Raw genomic sequence first — 18142 nt, 5'->3', positions numbered from 1 at the left:
TGACATACATACACGCACGAAGGGGAGAACATGACCACCAGTCAGGCCGGCCGGGAACTCGACACGAGCAAGGCGCACTCGGCCCGGATGTACGACTACTTCCTGGGCGGGAAGGACCACTTCGAGATAGACAAGGAAGCGGCCCTGGTCGCCGCCACCGCCCACCCCGGCATCTATGTGACAGCCCGCGAGAACCGGGCGTTTATGCACCGTGCCACCCGTGTCCTGGCGCAGGAGCACGGCATCCGCCAGTGGCTCGACATCGGCACGGGCATCCCGACCGAACCGAACCTGCACCAGGTCGCCCAGTCCGTCGCGACCGATGCCCGCGTCGTGTACGCCGACAACGACCCTCTCGTCCTGAAGTACGCCGAACGCCTCATGCGCAGCACGAAGCAGGGACGTACGGCCTACGTCGAGGCCGACGTCAGAGACCCCGACGCGCTGATGAGCGCCGTACAGGACGCGGGCGTCCTGGACTTCGACCAGCCCGTCGCGCTCTCCCTCAACGCGCTCATGCACTTCATCACCGACCCGCACGACCCGTACGCCATCATCCACCGGCTGCTCGACCCGCTTCCGGTCGGCAGCGCCCTCGCAATGAACCACTGCACGCCTGACTTCGATCCCGATACCTGGAACAAGGTCGCGGAGGTCTACACCAAGTCCGGGGCACCCGTGCAATTCCGTTCCCACAGCGACGTGCGCCGTTTCTTCGACGGACTCGACCTGATCGAGCCCGGCATCGTGTGCTGCCAGCGCTGGCGGCCTGCCGGACCGGCCGATGGAACGGAGCCCACGGACGCCCAGATCAGTCTGCTGGCGGGCGTAGGCATCAAGCGCTAGGCGGTGTACGGGCGATCTTGTAACGGAGTCGTGGGGGAGGGCGGGCCGGTGTGCCGTCAGGTGGGGTGCGGCCGGCCGGTCGGGTCAGGCTGCCGGAGACGTGTGCACGGCCTCGGCCGCCAGCCGGAGATTCCTGATCATCGGATTCAGGTCGCCCCTGCGGCTGGCCAGGACGACCTGGCTGGGAGGAGCGCCCTCGACCGGGACGGTCACGAGGTTGGGACGCAGAGAGCTGCGCCGGTCGCCGACCGGTAGCACGGCGATCGCCCTGCCACTCGCGACGAGTTCGAGCTTGTCCTCATAGCTCTCGATCGGCGGCACACCGGCCCCGAGGATCCGGTAGGAAGTCCAGTCCGCGGTCTCGAACGCACAGGGCGCCGCCTCTTCACCGGCCAGTTCTTCCGCGGTCACCGACGTGCGGCCGGCCAGGGGATGGCCGCGCGGGACCACGAGCATCCGGGGCTCCTCGTACAGCGGGGAGGTGACCACGTCGTCGGTGGGGAGCGGCAGCGGGGCCCGCGCGATGAGGGCGTCGACGTGCTTGTCGGGCAGCGCACCGACGTCGCGGCAGCTCAGGTACCGGGTGGTGATCTCGGCGTCCGGGTGACGGCGGCGCAGTTCCCGTACGACGGCAGTGATCACCAGGTCTTCGACGTAGCCGATGCTGATTCGTTCGGTCTCGGCTTGTTCGCGTACGGCCAGCTCGGCCTGGCGAGCTGCCCGCAGCAGGGCTCGGGCCTGAGGGAGGAACCTCTGGCCGGCCGCGGTGAGCCGGGTGCCCTGGGGTACGCGGTCCAGCAGCCGTACGCCGAGGTACTTCTCGAGCCGCTGGATCTGGCGGCTCAGCGCCGGCTGGGCCACATGCAGCTCGGTGGCCGCCCGGCCGAAGTGCTGGTGCGCGGCCACCACGGTGAAGTAGCGCACGAGCCGCAGTTCCAGATCCTGTCCGAGATCGTTCACATCGCCAGCTTAACGCGCCATGCCTTTTCGGAATGATCAGGTTGCCGAACCGGTCTTGGACGGTCATGCCGCCGTGGGCCTTGACTGAAAGAGCGACGCGATCCCGGCGTTTTCCAGGAAAGAGACAGGCGTGATGAAGGCGATCCAGTTCCACGAGGCGGGCGGCCCGGAAGTCCTGCAGTACGACGAGGTTCCGGTTCCCCGGACCGGTCCGGGGGAGGTGCTCGTCCGGGTGCACGCGGTGGGCATCAATCCGCCGGACTGGTACCTGCGTGAGGGGATGAAGGTCATGCCGGCCGAGATGAGGCCGGCACTGGAATACCCCCTGATCCCCGGAACGGACATGTCGGGCGTGGTCGAGGCGGTCGCTCCGGATGTACGGGGGTTCGCCGTCGGTGACGAGGTCTTCGGCATGCTGCGTTTCCCCGGATTCGACGGCCGGACATACGCCGAGTACGTGGCCGCGCCGGCCTCGGACCTGGCCCACAAGCCGACCGGACTCGACCACGTACAGGCGGCCGGCGCCCCGATGGCCGCGCTTACGGCCTGGCAGTACCTGGTCGATCTCGGCCACGACGTGCCGTCTCCCTTCACCGGCCAGGTACACCAGCCGGTGCCGCTGACGCCGGGCATGACCGTACTGGTCAACGGGGCCGCCGGGGGAGTGGGCCACTTCGCCGTCCAGCTGGCGGCATGGAAGGGCGCCCACGTGATCGCAGTGGCCTCGGGACGCCACGAGCAGTTCCTGCGCGAACTCGGCGCCGACGAGTTCATCGACTACACCAGGACACGTGCCGCGGACGTGGTCAGCGGTGTCGACCTGGTGATCGACACGGTCGGTGGCCCGGACAGCTCACGCTTTCTGAGCGTGCTCAAGCGTGGCGGCACCATGCTTCCGGTGTTCTTCGCCCAGTACGACCCCGAAGAGACGGCGAGTCTGGGCATCAGCGTCTCGAACATTCAGGTGCGCTCCAACGGCGCCCAACTCGCCGAGATCGGGCGCCTGCTGGGGGATGGCAGGCTCCAGGTCGGGGTGGACAGCACCTACCCGCTGTCCGAGGCGCACAGCGCACACACGCGAGCCGCGCAGGGCCACATCCAGGGAAAGATCGTGCTGACGGTGGCCCCGTGAGCGCCGACCTCCCGCCGGCGGTGGCGAGGCACTGTTGTGGTCACGACGAAGGGTGGCGGATCGCCCGGCTCACCCTGACACCGGCGTACTCGATCGTGGCCCCGACGGACGCGCTGCTCAGTCGAAGATGGCGCAGTTGACGGCGTCCATGAGGGCCGCGCCGGTCTGGTGTGCCTGTTTGCCGAGGGTGGAGGTGGCGAAGAAGAAGGCGGCGGTGCGGCGGCCGGTGGAGTCGGTGACGTTGTAGGTCGCATAGCCCGGGACGATGCCGACATGGTCCCAGACCGTGCCGCAGTCGGTCTTCGCCCTCTCGATGCCCAAGCCGTAGCCGAGCTCCTCCGGGTCATCCGGCCCGCTCTCCGGCACGGTGGTGCGCATCTCCGCCAGTTGGGCGGCGGGCAGCAGACGGCCCGACATCAGCGCGCCGTAGAAACGGGACCAGTCGCCGGCGGTGGACACGATCGCGGCATCCGCTCCGTCGGCCGTGACGTAGTCGCCGGTGACGTCCACGTGGTCGTCGTGCCGCGGTCCGGCGTAGACCCTGAACTCCTCGGGGACGTCCGGTGGCATGTGGGCGGCGTCAGGTTCGTAGCCGTGCGCGTGCCGGTCGCGCCAGGCGGGGCCGGTGGCGTAGAAGGTGTGCCGGAGCCCCAGGGGCCCGGCGATCCGGTCCCGCACCAGCGCCGCGAGGCTCTTCCCGGTGGCCTTCTCCAGGACGGCACCGATCGCGATGTAGTTGGTGTTGCTGTACGACCACTGGGTGCCGGGCTCGAACAGCGCCGGGTGTCCGCTCACCAGGCCCAGGATCTCCCTCGACGTCCACACGTGGGAGTCCCGGCCGGTGAGCGCCGGTGCGAGGGCGGGGTCCTCGGTGTAGTCGAACAACCCACTCGTGTGGTTGAGCAGCATGCGCAGGGTGATCGCCCTGCCGTTGCGCACCTGGCCGGGCAGCCACTTGCCGACGGGGTCGGTGAGGGCGAGTCTGTGCTCGGCGACCAGTTGCAGGACGAGGGTGGCCATCACCGTCTTGGTGTTGGACGCTTCCCGCACCTCGTCGTCCGCCCTGAGCCGATGGTCCTTCTTCGTCCAGGCGGCCTGCTCGGAGATCTCGATGGGCCTGCCGTGACCGTCGTTCACCCGCACGATCACCCCGGGTACTCCCTCTTCCACCAACTTCCGCGCCAACTCCCGCAGGCGAGCGCGTGTTTGCGCAGTGCCGTCGTGCCGGGCCTCCGAGACCGTCCGAGAGCCGACGGCCGCACTCCCGCGGACCGCGTCCGCACGCGACGGGGTCGCGGCGAGGGGCACGACGAGGGCCGCGGACACCGCGACGGTCGCCATCGCGCGAAACCCCGCCAGTCGCGGGCGCCGTCGAACACGCACCTTCACCTGCGCTTCACGCTCCTTCGAGACTCCGGGAAAGCCGATGGGCACGATCGGTGTACGGGGAGGAGAACAAGGCCCGCGGTCCGGCGAGTTGGCGCCCAGCCCCGGGACGAAGCCGATACCGCCGGGCTTTGTACAGCCCTGGGGAATCCTTCGGAGGGTAGCCGACGGCGGGGAGAAAACGAGGACGTTTGGTTACTCCAGCACCGCCCGCGCCGCGCCCAGGGGGCTCGGGACCACCGCCGGCCGTATGTGTGGTCGTTCACCCGACGGCTCGAGCAGGGCGCAGATTTTTTCGCGGCTCGCGACAACCTCGGGTGGGTCCGCACGTCTGGTGGGGTGAAAGGCGGTTTCCGGGGCGGGGTTTGCGGTCCGGGCGCTGTCTGACCTGTCAACGTTGTCTGAACTCTTTGGAGTCGTTTCCCATGCGGCATTCCCGCGCCAAGAAGTCGAACCGTCCCCTGCGCACCTGGGTGCTGGGGTCGGCTGCCGGTCTCGCCCTGGTGGCGGGCGGCGGCATCGCCGCTCAGGCGGCCACCGCCGGCCACGCCCACCCGGCCAAGTCCGCGCCGGCCGAGCCGAAGCCCGTCCCGTCCACTCCGGGGACGCACACCTCCGGCGACAGTGACCCGTCTCCGGTGCCGGGTGACGCGAACGGCAAGCCGTACCCGAAGCCCGTCCCGTCCACTCCGGGGACGCACACCTCCGGCGACAGTGACCCGTCTCCGGTGCCGGGTGACGCGAACGGCAAGCCGTACCCGAAGCCCGTCCCGTCCACTCCGGGGACGCACACCTCCCACGGCACCGACCCGATTCCGGTGCCCGGTGACGCGAACGGCAACCCCTACCCGGGTACCACCGGCCGCTGAGCCACCGACCATGGGTGCGGTGGGGCCGGACCGGATCCGGCCCCGCCGCACCCCTGATCCGAACGAGGACGATGCAGCTCACCCTTGCCCTGCCATGGTGGGTCCGGCTCCTGCGCCGCACCGGGACCACCCCCTCTACGGCGCCGGGCGCGCCGCACCCCGGCCGGCGATTCCGGCACCTGAGTCCGGTGGCGGACCGGGACGGTGAGGAAGGTTCCCCCACACTCGCCGATCTGTACCGGACCCGGCGTCTCGACATGGTCCGGCTTGCGGCCTTCCTGGTGGACGACCTGCACACCGCCGAGGATGTCGTCCAGGATGCCTTCGCCGCCGTCTGCCGCCGGCACGGCGAACAGTTGGACGACCTCCAGGACGCGCACGCCTACCTCCACACCGCGGTGGTCAACGCCGCCCGTTCGGTGCTGCGCCGGCGGCGCACCGCGCGCACGTACACCCCGCCGTACCAGGGCCCGGGAGCACCGGTCGACGAACTGCTGCTGCTCGCCGAGGAGCACCGACAGGTCTTCGACGCACTGGCCCAGCTCACCGCCCGCCAGCGTGAGGTACTGGTTCTGCGCTACTGGTCCGACCTGAGTGAGGCGCAGATCGCCGAGACTCTCGGCGTGTCCCGTGGCACCGTCAAGTCCACCGCGAGCCGTGCGCTCGCCACTTTGGAAGGACTCCTGGAGGTGGACCGATGAGCAGCCGGGCGCCGCTCGAGGAACGGCTGCGCGCCGCGCTGGAAGCGCGCGGGCAGCTCATCAGCGCTCATGACCTGTCGCCGGCCCGGCCGCCGGCCGGCAGGACCTGGGGCACACGCCGGATCCGGCGGATGCTGTCCGTCGCCGTCGCCGCCACTGCGGCAGCCGCCGCCGCCGTCGTCCTCCTGCTGTCCTCCCACACCCCGGACCGCCCCCGCCCGGCACCACCCGCACAGCACTCCAGCCCCACCGCGACCCCTCCCTCCACCGACCCGCAACCGGTGCCCTCGGCTGTCGCGTCCGTGCCCTAGCAGGGGGTCCTGGGGGATCTGGTGAAGGGTGGGCCCGCCGTATCGGCTTGCGGGTCTCGGTCGCCGAGACGACGGACGGACGAGGACCGGCGGGCCACGCGTGAGGATGTCAGCCGGTGAAGGTGATGTACTTCCAGGCGCCGTGGGTCGTGGAGTTGACCGTGTCGCCGGAGGAGGAGTTGATGTACGAGGAACGCACCCGGGCGCGGACCCCCGATGTGCCCGGTGCTTCCAGGCTGACCGCCGACTTGCCGTTGGTCGCCAGGGCGAAGTAGCCGGAGGCGGAGTCGTACCAGCGGCCCTGGTGGTACACCTGGACCTGGAGGCGCTGCTTGCGCCCCTTGTAGTAGGTCATGGTCGTGGTGAACACCGGGTCGGTGTTCTTGTGGAAGCAGGAGTACGTCGTGGAGCCGATCCGGCCCGTCTTGTAGTGCTTGGAGACGGTGGTGGACACCTTCACGTGGGCGTACGCGGTCGAGTTGACGGTCTTTCCGGCGTACCGGCCGTCCCCGGTGAAGACGGCGCTGACGGTGGTGTCGCGGGTCATGTCGTCGGTCGCCGACAGATTCCCCTTGGAGTTGACCTTGGCGGTCCTCAGCAGCTTCTCGGGCTTGTCGGAGCCGAAGGGGTCCGCGTAGATCGCGACGGTACGGTTCTGGTACGTCGTTCCCAGGTGCGCGGTGAACGTGACGTCTGTGCCGTACGAGTACATCTTGCCGTTGTTCGTCAGCGTCAGCGCGGTCGCCTTGCGGGCGACCGTGACCGTGTCGGATCCGGTGGTGGAGCTGTGGGCGGTGTCGCCTGCGTAGGACACCCTGAAGGTGACCTTGCCGCCGGCCGGCGGGGTGTCGGCGAAGGAGAACCCGCCGTCCGCCTTGGTCGTGACGGCGGTCAGCGCCTTGCCGGTGGGGGACTCGACGTCCGTCCGGGTCACCTTCAGGCTTGTGCCCGCGGGGACCGGCGTCTTCGAGGTCAGCTTGCCCGTGACGGTGAGCTTCTTCGCGCGGTCCGACGTCGCGGGGGCCGCCACCGTGAGGGTGGGCAGCTCCTTGGTGGGGTCGGTCAGGACACGCAGCGTGTAGGTGCTGGCGGTGTTGACCGAGACGGCGAAGAGGCGGCTCTCGTCGGGTGCCCAGGCGAGCGCGCCCTCCACCAGGGTGTCGGCGCCACTGCTGTCGCCGGTGTTGGGGAAGTCCCACTCCCGCAGGGGTGACGCCGCGTCGGGGCGGTAGACGTGCACGTCGGGTCCGTACCAGGATTCGCTGCCGCCGGCGACGGTGCCGTCGGGGGCGACTCGTACGGCGTTCGGGTAGGGGTCGATCGGATACCCCGCCGCCGTGGACAGGGCGGTGGCCGAGTAGGCGCCGATGCCGTAGCCGCGGTCGGGGGCGGGGTCGCCCCAGGAGGTCAGGACCTGGCTGCCGTCGGACGTCAGGTCCAACTGCCGCACCGAGGTGTCCATGGAGCCCTTGACCCGAAGCGAGGCGCCGTCGCCCGACACGTCGTAGACGGCGAGAGCACCGCCGTTGCCGGCCACCAGGACGCCGGGGACCGCCGGGTCGGAGGCCAGGAACATGCCGAAGGCGCCGTAGAAGTCGACGTCACCGCGTTGGCCACGGTGGACGACGGGCTCAGGACCGGAGAGGTCCAGGACACCGATGTCGGTGTTGTAGGTGAACCAGACCCTCCCGTCCACCACCTCCAGGTCGCCGGGGGCCACGCCGACGGAGTAACTGGCGGTCTGGGTGTACGTGCTGGTGTCCACCGAGACGATCCGGTGACGTTGGAGGTGAATGCGTTCCTGCGTCTTCTGCTTCGCGGTTGACGGCTGCGGGCGCCAGGACTCGGCCGGGCCCCTTCGGTCCCCGTCAGCGTGCCCATTGCCGTCTGCGGCTGGACCAGTACGGTTGGTGGCTTGGGTTTGTCCACTTCCCCTCGCCCAGGGCGATCCAGGTCAGCGGTCTTCAGTTCGGATCCATGCGGTTGCGGTGCGAGACAGGGATGCTGACAGAGTATGGGCAGTACGTTCCCTTCGAAGCTCTGTGAGGCAGCCATCGTCACCGGGAGTCAGCCCATGCTGGAGGATGTCCTCGCCCCCGGGCTGGACGTCGTCTTCGTCGGCATCAATCCGGGTCTCCCGTCGGCACTGCGGGGCCACAACTTCGCCACCCCCGGCAACAGGATGTGGCCGGCCCTGCACCGCTCCGGTTTCACCGCGTTCCGGTTCCGGCCCGAGCAGGAGCGTGACCTGCTGGCCCTGGGGCTCGGCATCACGAGTATCGTGCGCAGGCCGACGGCCCGCGCGGCGGAGCTCACGCGCAGCGAGTACGTCCGGGGAGGCGAGGACCTGCGCCGCCGGGTGGAGGTTCTGCGCCCGAGGTGGCTCGCTCTGCTGGGTGTGACCGGGTACCGCGCGGCCTTCGGAGTCGGCGACGCCGCCGTCGGTCCGCAGGCCGCGTCTATCGGCGGCACCCGTGTGTGGGTCCTGCCCAACCCGAGCGGTCTCAACGCCCACTACCCGCCCGCGGCTCTGGCCGTGGAATTCGCCAGGCTCCGGGTCGCCGCCGGTCTGCCCGACCGTTCCGGCCTGCTCGGCGACGGACCCTTCGACGCCTCCTGACCGGGTCCCTCACCACACTCCTCATGGCCGCCGCCATCATCACGCTACTGGCCGTGCTGCTCGACATCGGCTCCTTGATCCGAGGCATCACCTTTGCCCAGGCCTGTGGTGGCTGCACACCTTCGGCATCAGCGCCTGACATCTTCACAGCACCCAGGTCCTGGCAGCGCGTCGCGAGAGCCAGTACCGCATCAGGCCTCGTTCGGGCTGGACGTCCCCCGTCCCTCCCCGGCCTCAGTTGCCGGAGACTGGAGAGAGCGCGGACGGGTGGTCAGAACCCGATACCCCATCTGTCCCAGTCGGGAAAGACGATGGATCGTCGGGCACTGCCCGCTTTACGGTGACGCCATGAGCGAACATCCGGAAGCACCTGTCACGCCCGTCCAAGCCTATGAACCTCCGTACTACGTAGCTGTTTTCACTGCGGTGCGAGCCCGAGATCAGAGCGGCTACAGCGAGACAAACGCTCGCATGGAAGACCTGGTGAAGGACATTCCCGGGTACCTGGGAATGGACCATGCGCAGACTCCTGGCGGGCTGGGCATCACCGTCGGGTACTTCCGGGATGCCGACGCCCTCACGGAGTGGCGGACCAACGCCGAGCACCGCGCAGCACAGAGGCGCGGGCAAGCCGAGTGGTACCAGAGCTACACACTGCACGTGGCGAAAGTGGAACGGAGCCACGGATTCACGCGAGCGTAGATCCTACGGAGCCTGACAGCAGGCTGCGGCGCTGACCTGGCCCACCATCGCGGTCGCGAACGGGTCGGCCGTCCCAGACCCTCCAAGACGAACGAATCCGTATGTGGCTGTCCGGCCAGCCCAAGGTCCCCCTGGCCCCGGAGCCGATATAGCGGGCTCACCCTGCACCAGATCCTCGGCGCCCTCCAGGACCTGCTGAGCTGCCGGACCGGCATCCGCAACGGCACCACCTGCCACCAAGCTCTGCCCAGCAGAACGACTCCGAGGGCAAGGAAGACCTGACGGAGTACATGACGGGGGGCTCGGCGTAACCGAGCCCCCCGAGAAGTCCGGTCCGGCCGCTCAGCGGACCCGGATGAAGACCACGTCGTAACTGCTGTTGCTCGCACGCGACTTGACGTAGACGCCGTCGCTGCCGCCGTTGGGGTTGCTCGTGTTGCCCTCGACGGTGGTGAAGGACGACCCCGACACCGTCCGCACGATGCCTATGTGTTCGTTGCCGCCGGTGAAATCGCTCCCGCCGTCCCAGTCGAAGGCCACGATGTCACCCGGCTGCGGACTGGTCGTCACCGACAGATGGTAGTTGCCGGCCCGCGCCTGCTTGACCCAGCCCGACACGTAGGAGTTGCGGTAGGAGGTGGCTCCGGTCTGCTTCGCCACCCAGCTCACGAAGGTCGCGCACCAGGCGTAGTCGCTGGTGGACAGCGAGAGACCCACGGCCGAGCCGTAACTGTTCGCGCGGGCGCTGCCCTCGACGGTGCCCACCTCGGCCTCGGCCACGTCGAGGATCTTGGCGTAGCCGCCCCCGGGCGCGGGAGACGACGGCGGCGTCACCGCGCCGTACAGGGCGGCCTTGGTGTTCGGTCCGACATGGCCGTCGACCGAGAGGCCCTTCTCGGCCTGGAAGTCCCGGACGGCGCTGTCGGTGAGCGGACCGAAGTCGCCGTCGACGGCGAGATCGGCACCGTGGTGGTTGAGCAGGCTCTGCAGTTCCGTGACGCAGCCGCTGCGCTGTCCCTGCACGATCTCGGCGGGGCAGGAGGCGGAGGTGAGGTTGATCGGCGTGGGCGCGCCGCTGCCGCCGCCACCGCCGATGTTCGCGTACAGCGCGGCCTTGGTGTTAGGGCCGACCTGGCCGTCGGCGGTGAGACCGGCGGAGGACTGGAACGCCTTCACCGCTGCCAGGGTCTGCGGGCCGAAGCTGCCGTCGACGTCGAGGCTCTGGCCCTTGCCGTTGAGCAGGGACTGCAGAGTGGCGACGCAGCCACCACTCTGGCCTTCCACGATGTTCTCCGGGCAGGACGACGACCTCAGGTCCAGGCTCGTCGACGGAGACTCGTCGTCGTCGTACAGGGCGCGCTTGGTGTTGGCGCCGACCTGGCCGTCGGCTGTCAGTCCGTGGGAGGACTGGAAGCTGCGGACGGCACTCGCCGTGCCGGGGCCGAAGTCCCCGTCCACGTCGACCGCGTAGCCGAAGTGGCCCAGCAGCCGCTGGAGTTCGGTGACGCAGCCGCCCTTGTCCCCCTGGACGATGTTCGCGGCGCAGGAGGAGGACCGGAGGTTGATGGCCGCGGGTGCCGTGCCCGCGGTCGCGTACAGCCTGCTCTTGGTCTGGGGGCCGACCCGCCCGTCCACGGCGATCGCGGTGGCGGCCTGGTACTCACGGACGGCGTGGAGCGTGCTCGACCCGAACTGACCGTCCACGACCAGACCGGCACCGTGCGCGTTGAGGAGGTTCTGCAACTCGGTGACGCAGCCGCTCACCTGACCCTGCACGATCTCGGTGGGGCAGGACGCGGAGGTCAGCTTGACGGCGACTGGGGCAGCGTTCGCCGGTCCCGCACCGAGCACGATGCCGGCCGAGACCATCGCGGCGGTGGCGGCGAAGGTCCCGACGCGGATCCGCCACGTCGTTCCGGTGCGACGTGCGTTGCGGTGCCGTGATCTCTCGTCTTCGGCGGGAACGAGGAATGCGAGTCTTCCCATGGTGGCGAGGTTCTCCTTCGGGGTGCCGGGGCGTCGTCTGACGATGCGTCGTGGGGGAGACCGCCGTGTTCGTCCGGTGGTCTCCAGCCCGGCCGGCGCGCTTGAGACGCCTGGCGAGGCGGGACGAGGAGATGCGGTGCGAGACGGGCGGCGGGGCGGGGGAGGTCATCGCCGGAGTCAGAACGGAGGTCTCGCACGACGACCTGCTCGACGCCGACCCGGATGAGTGCTCGACGGAGCGGTTCGACGCCCCGGCGGTCGATGCGGTCCGGAGAAGTCGCTGTGCTCCGCTCGCCGTGACAGCTGTCCCGAGTGACCCGGTCCCGGCCGGTTGCCGAGCGGGAACGCGGTCCCCGGCCCGTCCCTGCCGGGCACGGACGGGCCGGGGCGCTCACTCAACAGGGCAGCCGGGCCGACCGGTTGGGCGGGGCGAGCACGGTCAGGCGGCGAAGCGCTTGAACGCCGCCTTGGTACCCGCACCCGCGATACCGTCGATCGCGCCCGTGTAGCCGTAGTCGGCGGCCAGCAGACGCTGCAGCGCCTTGATGGTGTTGGTGCCGGGGTCGCCGTCGATGGCGCCGGTGTAGCCCCAGTACGTCTGGAGGCAGCGCTGGAAGGCCTTCCAGCTGTTGGTGCCCAGCTGGCCGTCGATGCTGTCGGTGTAGCCCCAGTAGTCCGCGAGGAACTCCTGGACGTTCTTGGCCTCGGAGGTGGTCAGACCGAAGTTCTGCGTCGCGGCCACGGCGGCGGGCTGGGCGGTCACCGCCGTGTGCGCGGTCGTCGCGGTCGCCGCGTAGCTGGTGCCCGCGATCGCCACACTGCCGGCGGTGAGACTGGCAACGGTGACGAGGCCGGCGATGGTCCTGCCCAGAGCGTTCGGTCGCATGCGTTCCTCTTTCGGTCGTGGGTCGGCACCTGTCCCGCTCGGCGGGCAGGTGGCGAGATCAAAGGTGCAGGGTGTCTGGGCGAGGGGGCCACGGCTGTGGGGCAAGTGGCGGATTTACGGGACGATCACCCTGCTGAGCTGCGGCGACAGCGTCGGGCGGGACAGTGTTGCGGGACGCCGCATGGGACAGCTGTGACAGATGTGGCGGGCTCATGCAGAATGCGGAGTAGTGGAGGGGGCCGCGTATTCGATCATGTCCGCTTTGGGGGAAACATGTCGCGCTTCAAGCCGCTACCCGCCGAACTCGACCCTCCCGCACGGCAGTTGGCGGTGCGGTTACGCGAGCTGAAGAGTCACGCTGAGCTGACGGTCCGCCAGCTCGCGGCCAAGACCGGCTACAGCGCCAGATCGTGGGAACGGTACCTGGGAGGTACGTCACTGCCGCCCCGGGCAGCGGTGGAGGCGCTGGCCCGTATCACCGGTGCCGATTCCGTTCACCTGCTCGCGTTGCACGAGATCGCCGCCGACTCGTGGGACCTCCACCGTGCCGAGCCTGCCGCACAGCCGCAGCCCACTGAGCAGGAGCAGGAGCAGGAGCAGGAGCAGGAGCCGGATCCGGGGCCACCGCCCACACCGTTGGCGCTGACGGCATCACCCGCCACGGCATTGGCCGGACGCGGATTGCCGCACGTCGCCCTCACCGCCGGTGTCGTCGCCCTGACCGCGGCATTCATGGCGGCGCTGCTGCTGGTACTGCGTCTGGGTGAGGACGTCACCCCGGCAGCCGTCGCCACTCCGGCCGGCACCGCCGCGACCTCGTCGCCCCCTTCCTACACGTGCCGCATCATCCGTGCGGACGGCCGCTGGTCGGCAGGCATCAACAACGGCCGTGACACCGAGATCACCTACGGCGACACAGGCGCCGACGTCGCCGAGGCTCAGTGTCTGCTCCGCCGGGCAGGCATCTCGCCCGGAGGGATCGACGGCATGTTCGGCCCGCTGACCCTGCGGGCGGTCAGGACATTCCAGGACCGCGCGGGCCTGGTCGTCGACGGCATGCTGGGGCCGAGGTCCTGGAAGGCGCTCCGCGGATGACGCCCGGCGCACCCTCACCGTCGGGCGCCCGACTGGCCCTGGTGCTTCAGCAGTTGAAGCAGCACACCGGCCTGAGCCTGGCCCAGCTCGCGGACGCGACGACTTTCAGCAAGTCGTCCTGGGAGCGATATCTCAACTCCAAGAGCCTGCCGCCGCGCAGTGCGGTCGAGGAGCTGTGCCGCCTCGCCGGTGAAAGCGCTGACCACCCGTTGGCACTCCTGGACATTGCCCGGACGGACCGGAGGGAGGCCGGCAGGCCGACGCCGGATCGACGGCGCCCCGAGACCCCGCCCGACAACGACGGTGGGGATACGGTCCCGGGCGACGCGGGCGACGCGGGCGACGCGGGCGACGCGGGCGACGCGGGCGACGCGGGCGACACGACGGGCCAGATCCGGAACCGGACTCAGACGCGATCACCCGACAGCGAAGCGGACCGGACGGACCGGAGACGCGCCGACGCCACCCCCTCCGGCCCCGCCGGGCACCGGCACGCAACCGTCCTCACCGCCCTCGCGTCAGCCTGTGCCGTGGTTCTTGGGGCGCTCGTGCTCACCCACCTTCCCCCCTCGCACCGCAAGGGGGCGTCAGTGGCCGCCACGTCCTCTCCCGCCACGGGGGTGCGCTGCCGGCGGACCGCATGTCAGAACAAGGACCCGATCACGATGAACTGTGCCGCCGCCCCGTTGACCCTGGCCGAGCATGAGACGGCCACAGGTGCCTGGATCCAGATCCGCTACAGCCCGGAATGCGGTACCAGTTGGGCCCGGATGTGGGGCGCGGCCCTGGAGGACCGCGTCGAGATGCGGGCGGGCGGCCAGGACGGCGCCCTGCGGTACGCCCGGGTCACCACTCGCGGCGAGGCGGACACATATGTTCACACCCGGATGAGCGTGGTGAGCCCCGCGACCTCCGTGCAAGCCTGCTTCAGCCCCGCGGCGGGCGGCGGGAAGGAATGCATCGAGACCCGCCTGGACCAGGCCACTCCGTCCCCTTCGCAGTGACCGGGTGGCGAGGCTCCCCGACGAGCGTGTCCGGCCCACCGGCCGGGTTTCGGGGTGTGCAGGCCGCCAGGAGGGTCCCCCTGGCTCGGAGTGGGTCAGCCGCTGAGCTGGTCCACCAGCGCGAGGGCGTTCTCGGTCTTGGGATGGGTGCTCCCAAGCCGCGTGCGCAGGATCTGTGCGCCCCGGCGTGCGAGGCTCACCGCGGACGAATCGTCCACGGCGTGCAGGGCCTTGGCCTTGAAGAGCAGCGCGTAGCCGATGTACAGGTGGTCCGGGGCGTAGAGGGTCTCGCGGATCCGCAGCGCCCGTGAGATCAGTGGCACGGCCGTGGCGGCGTCGCCGAGGTCGAAGTGGACGGTTGCCAGGGCGATGAGATCAAAGCTCACGTAGGGGTTGTCCGGCCCGTACGCCTCCTCGTCGATCCGCAGTGCCCGCTCGGCAAGCGGCAGTGCCGCCTCGTGATCGCCGAGAAGGCAGAGCGTCCGGGCGAGCGTCGCCAGGTCCGTCGCGATGGCGGGGCTCCCTGTCGGCAGACAGGACTCGTGCAGGCGCAGTGCACGCTCCGCCAACGGACGAGCCCTTTCCGGCGTACCGAGGTCGCGGTGGATCTGCGCGAGGGTGATCAGGTCGAAGCCGACCTCGGTGTCCCGCCCCCCGAGCGCTTCGTCGAGTGCGAGGGCGCGTTCGCAGAGCGACAGTGCCGCCCCGTAGGTGCCGATCTGCAGGAGGAACTCGGAGGCAAGGCGCAGCAGCACTGCGGTGTCCGCGGCGCATTCGGCCGGCGGTTCGTCCTTGGTCATGGCCAGCACGTGCGGGAGGAGCGCATGCCAGCGGGGCCGCGCGTCCGGGTCGCCGTGGATGTCGTGCGGTACGGCCGCCAGCAGTGCACGGCGCAGCCGGACCCCGGCGGTCGCAAGCACGTCGTCCGGTGTCGCGGCCCGGATCGCTGCCTGGACCAGCCGGTGCAGTACCAGGGAGGAGCGCTCGCGCCGTGCGAGCCCCAAACCGGCCAGGGCGCCGACCGTCGTGTCCCACGTCAGCGGATCGGCGGCCGCCGCGATCAGCGGTTCCGGGCCGGCGGTGAACAGGTCCAGCGGGATCGGCTCGGGCGCGAGCAGAGCGCACAGCTCCAGCAGCCGCACTGCTTGCGGCCGTTCCCGCTCCAGCCTGTGCACGCTGAGCTGCCACAGAGTCGAGACGACGACCGACGGCCGGTCGGCCAGCTCGCCCCTTGAGAGCATGTCCTCCAACCGCGACGTCAGCAGGCTCAGGTACTCCTCCGGCGCCGTCCGGTTGTAGTCCATGTAACCGGCTGCCTGCTCCAACGCGAGCGGCAGGTCGCCCAGTTGCTCCGCGATCCGGTCCGCCGTCCCCTCGGTCGTGCCGGGAACCCGCCGGACCAGCAGTGCCACCGACTCCTGCCTGGTGAACACCTCCAGGTCCATCACTGTGGCCGTGCCCGACCATCCGCTCACTCTGGTCGTGACGAGGACGTGCCCCTTCCTCGCCAGCTCTCCCGACGGCAGTGCCGGCACGAGCATGCCCGGCCTCTCCCCGTTGTCGAAGATCACCAGCCAGGGCCTGCGGTCCCGCAACTTGCCGTACACCTCCGGGACGACTTGTTCCGAGCCCACTTCAACCAGCCCCAGCTCCCTGGCCAGGGAGGTGAACTGCGACGCCACCAGGTCGGGGTCCTCTGCGTCGACGAACGCGACGAACCGGTACTTCGACAGGTACCGGTACGCGTACTCGACAGCGAGCTGTGTCTTGCCCACGCCACCGAGGCCGTGCACCACCTGGACGGCGGTCTCGCCTGCCGAGGCGAGTTGCCGGCGCAACTCCCGCATGTCGGCGTCGCGACCGGTGAAGTGGGCGTTGCGTGGCGGCAGCCGGTACGTCGTGGGCGCTGCCGGGCGCGGTGTGCGGCTTCCGATTGACTCCCGCCGCAGTTCGAGCAGTGCGAGCGGCACCAGGAGCAGGAGCGCCACCCACGGGTGCACGCGCACGATGTCGAGCGGTCCGGGCCAGTGACTCTGTCCGGAGGCGGCGTTGAAGGCGAGGCTGCCAACGAACAGCACGAGCAGAGCGGCCACCGCGCCGATCAGCCTCCGCCACATGGCTCCCTCTCCGGTCGCGACGGCGACCGTGACGACCACAGCCGACGTGATCGTAGCCGAGAACTCCGCCAGTCCGACGGGCGATTACCGACGCCGGTGACAGGCCGGCGGCCGAGCCGGCTCATCCCGGTCCGCCGGGCACGGCCCAGCCAGACCAGCTCCCGACGGCCGAAGACGCCGTCCAGCCGAGCCCGAACGCGCCGCTCAGCGGTTCTCCAGGGATGGTCCCGCAACCTGCACCGTGTTGGTGCGGAGGAGGCGCCAAGACCAGGTTCCGCGCCGCGCGGACGGCGAGGACCGAGCCCCGGCGTCCCGTCCGCATGCCTTGACCATCGGGTTCGTGATCACTGGCGGTCGCCCTGTTGACCGAGGGCGCAGAGCCAACAGGAGCGCAACGGGTCTACGGTGCCGACAGAGCCGTGCTCTCGGCCTTCTCCAACCATCCGGTGTACCAGCGCGCGAAGGTCACCGGCGTACCGTCGTCGTCGAGCAGCGGGGCGAGGTCCACGTCGTCCACCCGGCAGATGTCCGCCTACGAGCGGAAGTGACCGCGACGCCATGGACCTGACCCTGCTCTACCGCGGCCCGCTCGCCTCCTGCGACTACGACTGCCCGTACTGCCCGTTCGCCAAGCGGCGCGACTCCACCGAGCAACTGCGATCGGACCGCGCCGCGTTGGAACGCTTCACTCAGTGGGCCGGGGCGCAGACCGAGGACCGGCTGTCGGTCCTGTTCACGCCCTGGGGCGAGGGGCTGGCCCGGTCCTGGTACCGGCGGGCCCTCGTGGAACTGTCCCACCGGCCGCATGTGCGCCGGGTGGCCATCCAGACCAACCTGAGCTGCCGCACCGACTGGCTCGCCGACGCCGACCCCGGCACGCTCGCCCTGTGGTGCACGTACCACCCTGACCAGACGCCCTACGACCGGTTCCTCGCCAAGTGCCGGGACCTGGCGGCGCGCGGCATCCGGTACAGCGTGGGGGCGTCGGCCTCACGGACCACCTGGACGCGGCCCGACGGCTGCGCGCGGACCTGCCGGACCATGTCTACCTCTGGGGCAACGCGGCCGAGGGCCACACCTACACCGACGCGGAGGCCGCCCTCTGGACGGACCTCGACCCGCTGTTCCCCTACAGCCGGACCCCGCACGCCAGCGGCGGACTGCCGTGCCGGACGGGCGAGTCGGTGGTCTCGGTGGACGGGGCGGGTACGGTCCGCCGCTGCCACTTCGTCCCGGCGCCGCTCGGCAACCTCTACGACGGCTCCTTCCGCGCCGCGCTCCGGCCCCGGGCCTGCCCGCTGGCCGTCTGCGACTGCCACATCGGCTACGTCCACCTGGAGACGCTGCCGCTGTACGACGTGTTCGCGGGCGGGGTCCTGGAACGCATCCCGGCGTCCCGGACGGCCGTTTCCAGGTAGGGGAATGACAGCCGCAACCAATCTCGCTCTCTTTCCCCGGGCCTCGAACGGTGTCTCGACCCGGTGGCTCACCAGAGGGTTCGCCGGACACAGGGGCTCCTTCGTCCGA

Annotated in this window: 15 protein-coding genes and 2 pseudogenes; 10 read left to right on the top strand and 7 right to left on the bottom strand. The window is 70.1% G+C overall.

Annotated features, from left to right (window positions below):
• Window positions 1-30: 30 nt before the first annotated feature.
• Window positions 31-846 (top strand): SAM-dependent methyltransferase, encoded by an 816-nt coding sequence (locus ACFXI4_RS13585; RefSeq protein WP_384990121.1) that lies wholly within the window; start codon window positions 31-33, stop codon window positions 844-846.
• Between the two features lie 84 nt (window positions 847-930).
• On the opposite strand, the gene ACFXI4_RS13580 is transcribed toward ACFXI4_RS13585, so the two are convergent.
• Entirely contained in the window at window positions 931-1806 is an 876-nt protein-coding gene (locus ACFXI4_RS13580) for a LysR family transcriptional regulator (protein ID WP_384990120.1), read from the bottom strand.
• A 133-nt stretch (window positions 1807-1939) separates the two neighbouring features.
• Here ACFXI4_RS13580 and ACFXI4_RS13575 point away from each other — a divergent pair, with 133 nt between their 5' ends.
• Window positions 1940-2938, top strand: a complete 999-nt coding sequence (locus ACFXI4_RS13575; RefSeq protein WP_384990119.1) for an NADP-dependent oxidoreductase — start codon at window positions 1940-1942, stop codon at window positions 2936-2938.
• Between the two features lie 117 nt (window positions 2939-3055).
• Here ACFXI4_RS13575 and ACFXI4_RS13570 read toward each other — a convergent pair whose 3' ends face one another.
• Window positions 3056-4279, bottom strand: coding sequence for a serine hydrolase domain-containing protein (locus ACFXI4_RS13570; RefSeq protein ID WP_384990118.1), 1224 nt, complete (start codon window positions 4277-4279; stop codon window positions 3056-3058).
• A 470-nt stretch (window positions 4280-4749) separates the two neighbouring features.
• Here ACFXI4_RS13570 and ACFXI4_RS13565 point away from each other — a divergent pair, with 470 nt between their 5' ends.
• The 3 genes from ACFXI4_RS13565 to ACFXI4_RS13555 all read left to right on the top strand — a co-directional run bounded on the left by ACFXI4_RS13565 (window position 4750) and on the right by ACFXI4_RS13555 (window position 6205).
• Window positions 4750-5193, top strand: a complete 444-nt coding sequence (locus ACFXI4_RS13565; RefSeq protein ID WP_384990117.1) for a hypothetical protein — start codon at window positions 4750-4752, stop codon at window positions 5191-5193.
• 71 nt (window positions 5194-5264) lie between these two features.
• On the top strand, window positions 5265-5894 hold the full coding sequence (locus ACFXI4_RS13560; RefSeq protein ID WP_384990115.1) for a SigE family RNA polymerase sigma factor: 630 nt from the start codon (window positions 5265-5267) through the stop codon (window positions 5892-5894).
• Window positions 5891-6205: a hypothetical protein gene (locus ACFXI4_RS13555; RefSeq protein ID WP_384990114.1), complete on the top strand. Its 315-nt coding sequence runs from the start codon at window positions 5891-5893 to the stop codon at window positions 6203-6205. Before ACFXI4_RS13560 ends, ACFXI4_RS13555 begins: the two co-directional genes overlap by 4 nt.
• Window positions 6206-6314: 109 nt before the next feature.
• Here ACFXI4_RS13555 and ACFXI4_RS13550 read toward each other — a convergent pair whose 3' ends face one another.
• Window positions 6315-7970 carry an Ig-like domain repeat protein gene (locus ACFXI4_RS13550; RefSeq protein WP_384990112.1) on the bottom strand — a complete coding sequence of 552 codons (1656 nt, stop codon included), beginning with the start codon at window positions 7968-7970 and terminating at the stop codon, window positions 6315-6317.
• Between the two features lie 312 nt (window positions 7971-8282).
• Between ACFXI4_RS13550 and mug the strand changes: the two genes are divergently transcribed.
• Both mug and ACFXI4_RS13540 read left to right on the top strand, forming a co-directional pair.
• A complete protein-coding gene (gene mug / locus ACFXI4_RS13545) occupies window positions 8283-8825 on the top strand; it encodes a G/U mismatch-specific DNA glycosylase (RefSeq protein WP_384990324.1) in 543 nt (180 codons plus the stop codon).
• Between the two features lie 348 nt (window positions 8826-9173).
• On the top strand, window positions 9174-9527 hold the full coding sequence (locus tag ACFXI4_RS13540) for an antibiotic biosynthesis monooxygenase family protein (protein ID WP_384990110.1): 354 nt from the start codon (window positions 9174-9176) through the stop codon (window positions 9525-9527).
• A 342-nt stretch (window positions 9528-9869) separates the two neighbouring features.
• Here the strand turns inward: ACFXI4_RS13540 and ACFXI4_RS13535 are convergent, their stop codons facing one another.
• The gene (locus ACFXI4_RS13535; RefSeq protein ID WP_384990108.1) at window positions 9870-11513 is read right to left on the bottom strand and encodes a peptidoglycan-binding protein; all 1644 of its coding nucleotides are present in this window, start codon (window positions 11511-11513) and stop codon (window positions 9870-9872) included.
• A gap of 439 nt (window positions 11514-11952) precedes the next feature.
• Window positions 11953-12399 carry a peptidoglycan-binding protein gene (locus tag ACFXI4_RS13530; protein WP_384990107.1) on the bottom strand — a complete coding sequence of 149 codons (447 nt, stop codon included), beginning with the start codon at window positions 12397-12399 and terminating at the stop codon, window positions 11953-11955.
• A 273-nt stretch (window positions 12400-12672) separates the two neighbouring features.
• On the opposite strand from ACFXI4_RS13530, the gene ACFXI4_RS13525 reads away from it, so the two are divergent.
• Together ACFXI4_RS13525 and ACFXI4_RS13520 are read left to right on the top strand one after the other, a co-directional pair.
• Complete coding sequence (locus ACFXI4_RS13525; protein WP_384990106.1) at window positions 12673-13494, top strand: peptidoglycan-binding protein; 822 nt, start codon at window positions 12673-12675, stop codon at window positions 13492-13494.
• Window positions 13491-14498, top strand: a complete 1008-nt coding sequence (locus ACFXI4_RS13520; protein ID WP_384990105.1) for a DUF2690 domain-containing protein — start codon at window positions 13491-13493, stop codon at window positions 14496-14498. Before ACFXI4_RS13525 ends, ACFXI4_RS13520 begins: the two co-directional genes overlap by 4 nt.
• Window positions 14499-14593: 95 nt before the next feature.
• Here the strand turns inward: ACFXI4_RS13520 and fxsT are convergent, their stop codons facing one another.
• Window positions 14594-16654: an FxSxx-COOH system tetratricopeptide repeat protein gene (gene fxsT / locus ACFXI4_RS13515; protein ID WP_384990104.1), complete on the bottom strand. Its 2061-nt coding sequence runs from the start codon at window positions 16652-16654 to the stop codon at window positions 14594-14596.
• 361 nt (window positions 16655-17015) lie between these two features.
• Window positions 17016-17138, bottom strand: a pseudogene (locus ACFXI4_RS13510) (SMI1/KNR4 family protein); the annotation flags it as partial.
• Window positions 17139-17173: 35 nt separating this feature from the next.
• On the opposite strand from ACFXI4_RS13510, the pseudogene ACFXI4_RS13505 reads away from it, so the two are divergent.
• Window positions 17174-18033, top strand: a pseudogene (locus tag ACFXI4_RS13505) (STM4011 family radical SAM protein).
• Window positions 18034-18142 lie beyond the last annotated feature (109 nt).

It is taken from the genome of Streptomyces sp. NPDC059224 (assembly GCF_042754285.1).
Lineage (GTDB): Bacteria > Actinomycetota > Actinomycetes > Streptomycetales > Streptomycetaceae > Streptomyces.
Note: the sequence above shows the minus strand (reverse complement) of the source record. Positions and strands in the feature narration are given on the sequence as shown.

Bases quoted from the DNA above. Each gene is read 5' to 3' on its own strand.
- ACFXI4_RS13585 (WP_384990121.1), top strand. From the start codon at position 31: ATGACCACCAGTCAGGCCGGCCGGGAACTCGACACGAGCAAGGCGCAC.
- ACFXI4_RS13575 (WP_384990119.1), top strand. From the start codon at position 1,940: ATGAAGGCGATCCAGTTCCACGAGGCGGGCGGCCCGGAAGTCCTGCAG.
- ACFXI4_RS13570 (WP_384990118.1), bottom strand. From the start codon at position 4,279: ATGGCGACCGTCGCGGTGTCCGCGGCCCTCGTCGTGCCCCTCGCCGCG.
- ACFXI4_RS13565 (WP_384990117.1), top strand. From the start codon at position 4,750: ATGCGGCATTCCCGCGCCAAGAAGTCGAACCGTCCCCTGCGCACCTGG.
- ACFXI4_RS13560 (WP_384990115.1), top strand. From the start codon at position 5,265: ATGCAGCTCACCCTTGCCCTGCCATGGTGGGTCCGGCTCCTGCGCCGC.
- ACFXI4_RS13555 (WP_384990114.1), top strand. From the start codon at position 5,891: ATGAGCAGCCGGGCGCCGCTCGAGGAACGGCTGCGCGCCGCGCTGGAA.
- ACFXI4_RS13540 (WP_384990110.1), top strand. From the start codon at position 9,174: ATGAGCGAACATCCGGAAGCACCTGTCACGCCCGTCCAAGCCTATGAA.
- ACFXI4_RS13535 (WP_384990108.1), bottom strand. From the start codon at position 11,513: ATGGGAAGACTCGCATTCCTCGTTCCCGCCGAAGACGAGAGATCACGG.
- ACFXI4_RS13530 (WP_384990107.1), bottom strand. From the start codon at position 12,399: ATGCGACCGAACGCTCTGGGCAGGACCATCGCCGGCCTCGTCACCGTT.
- ACFXI4_RS13525 (WP_384990106.1), top strand. From the start codon at position 12,673: ATGTCGCGCTTCAAGCCGCTACCCGCCGAACTCGACCCTCCCGCACGG.
- ACFXI4_RS13520 (WP_384990105.1), top strand. From the start codon at position 13,491: ATGACGCCCGGCGCACCCTCACCGTCGGGCGCCCGACTGGCCCTGGTG.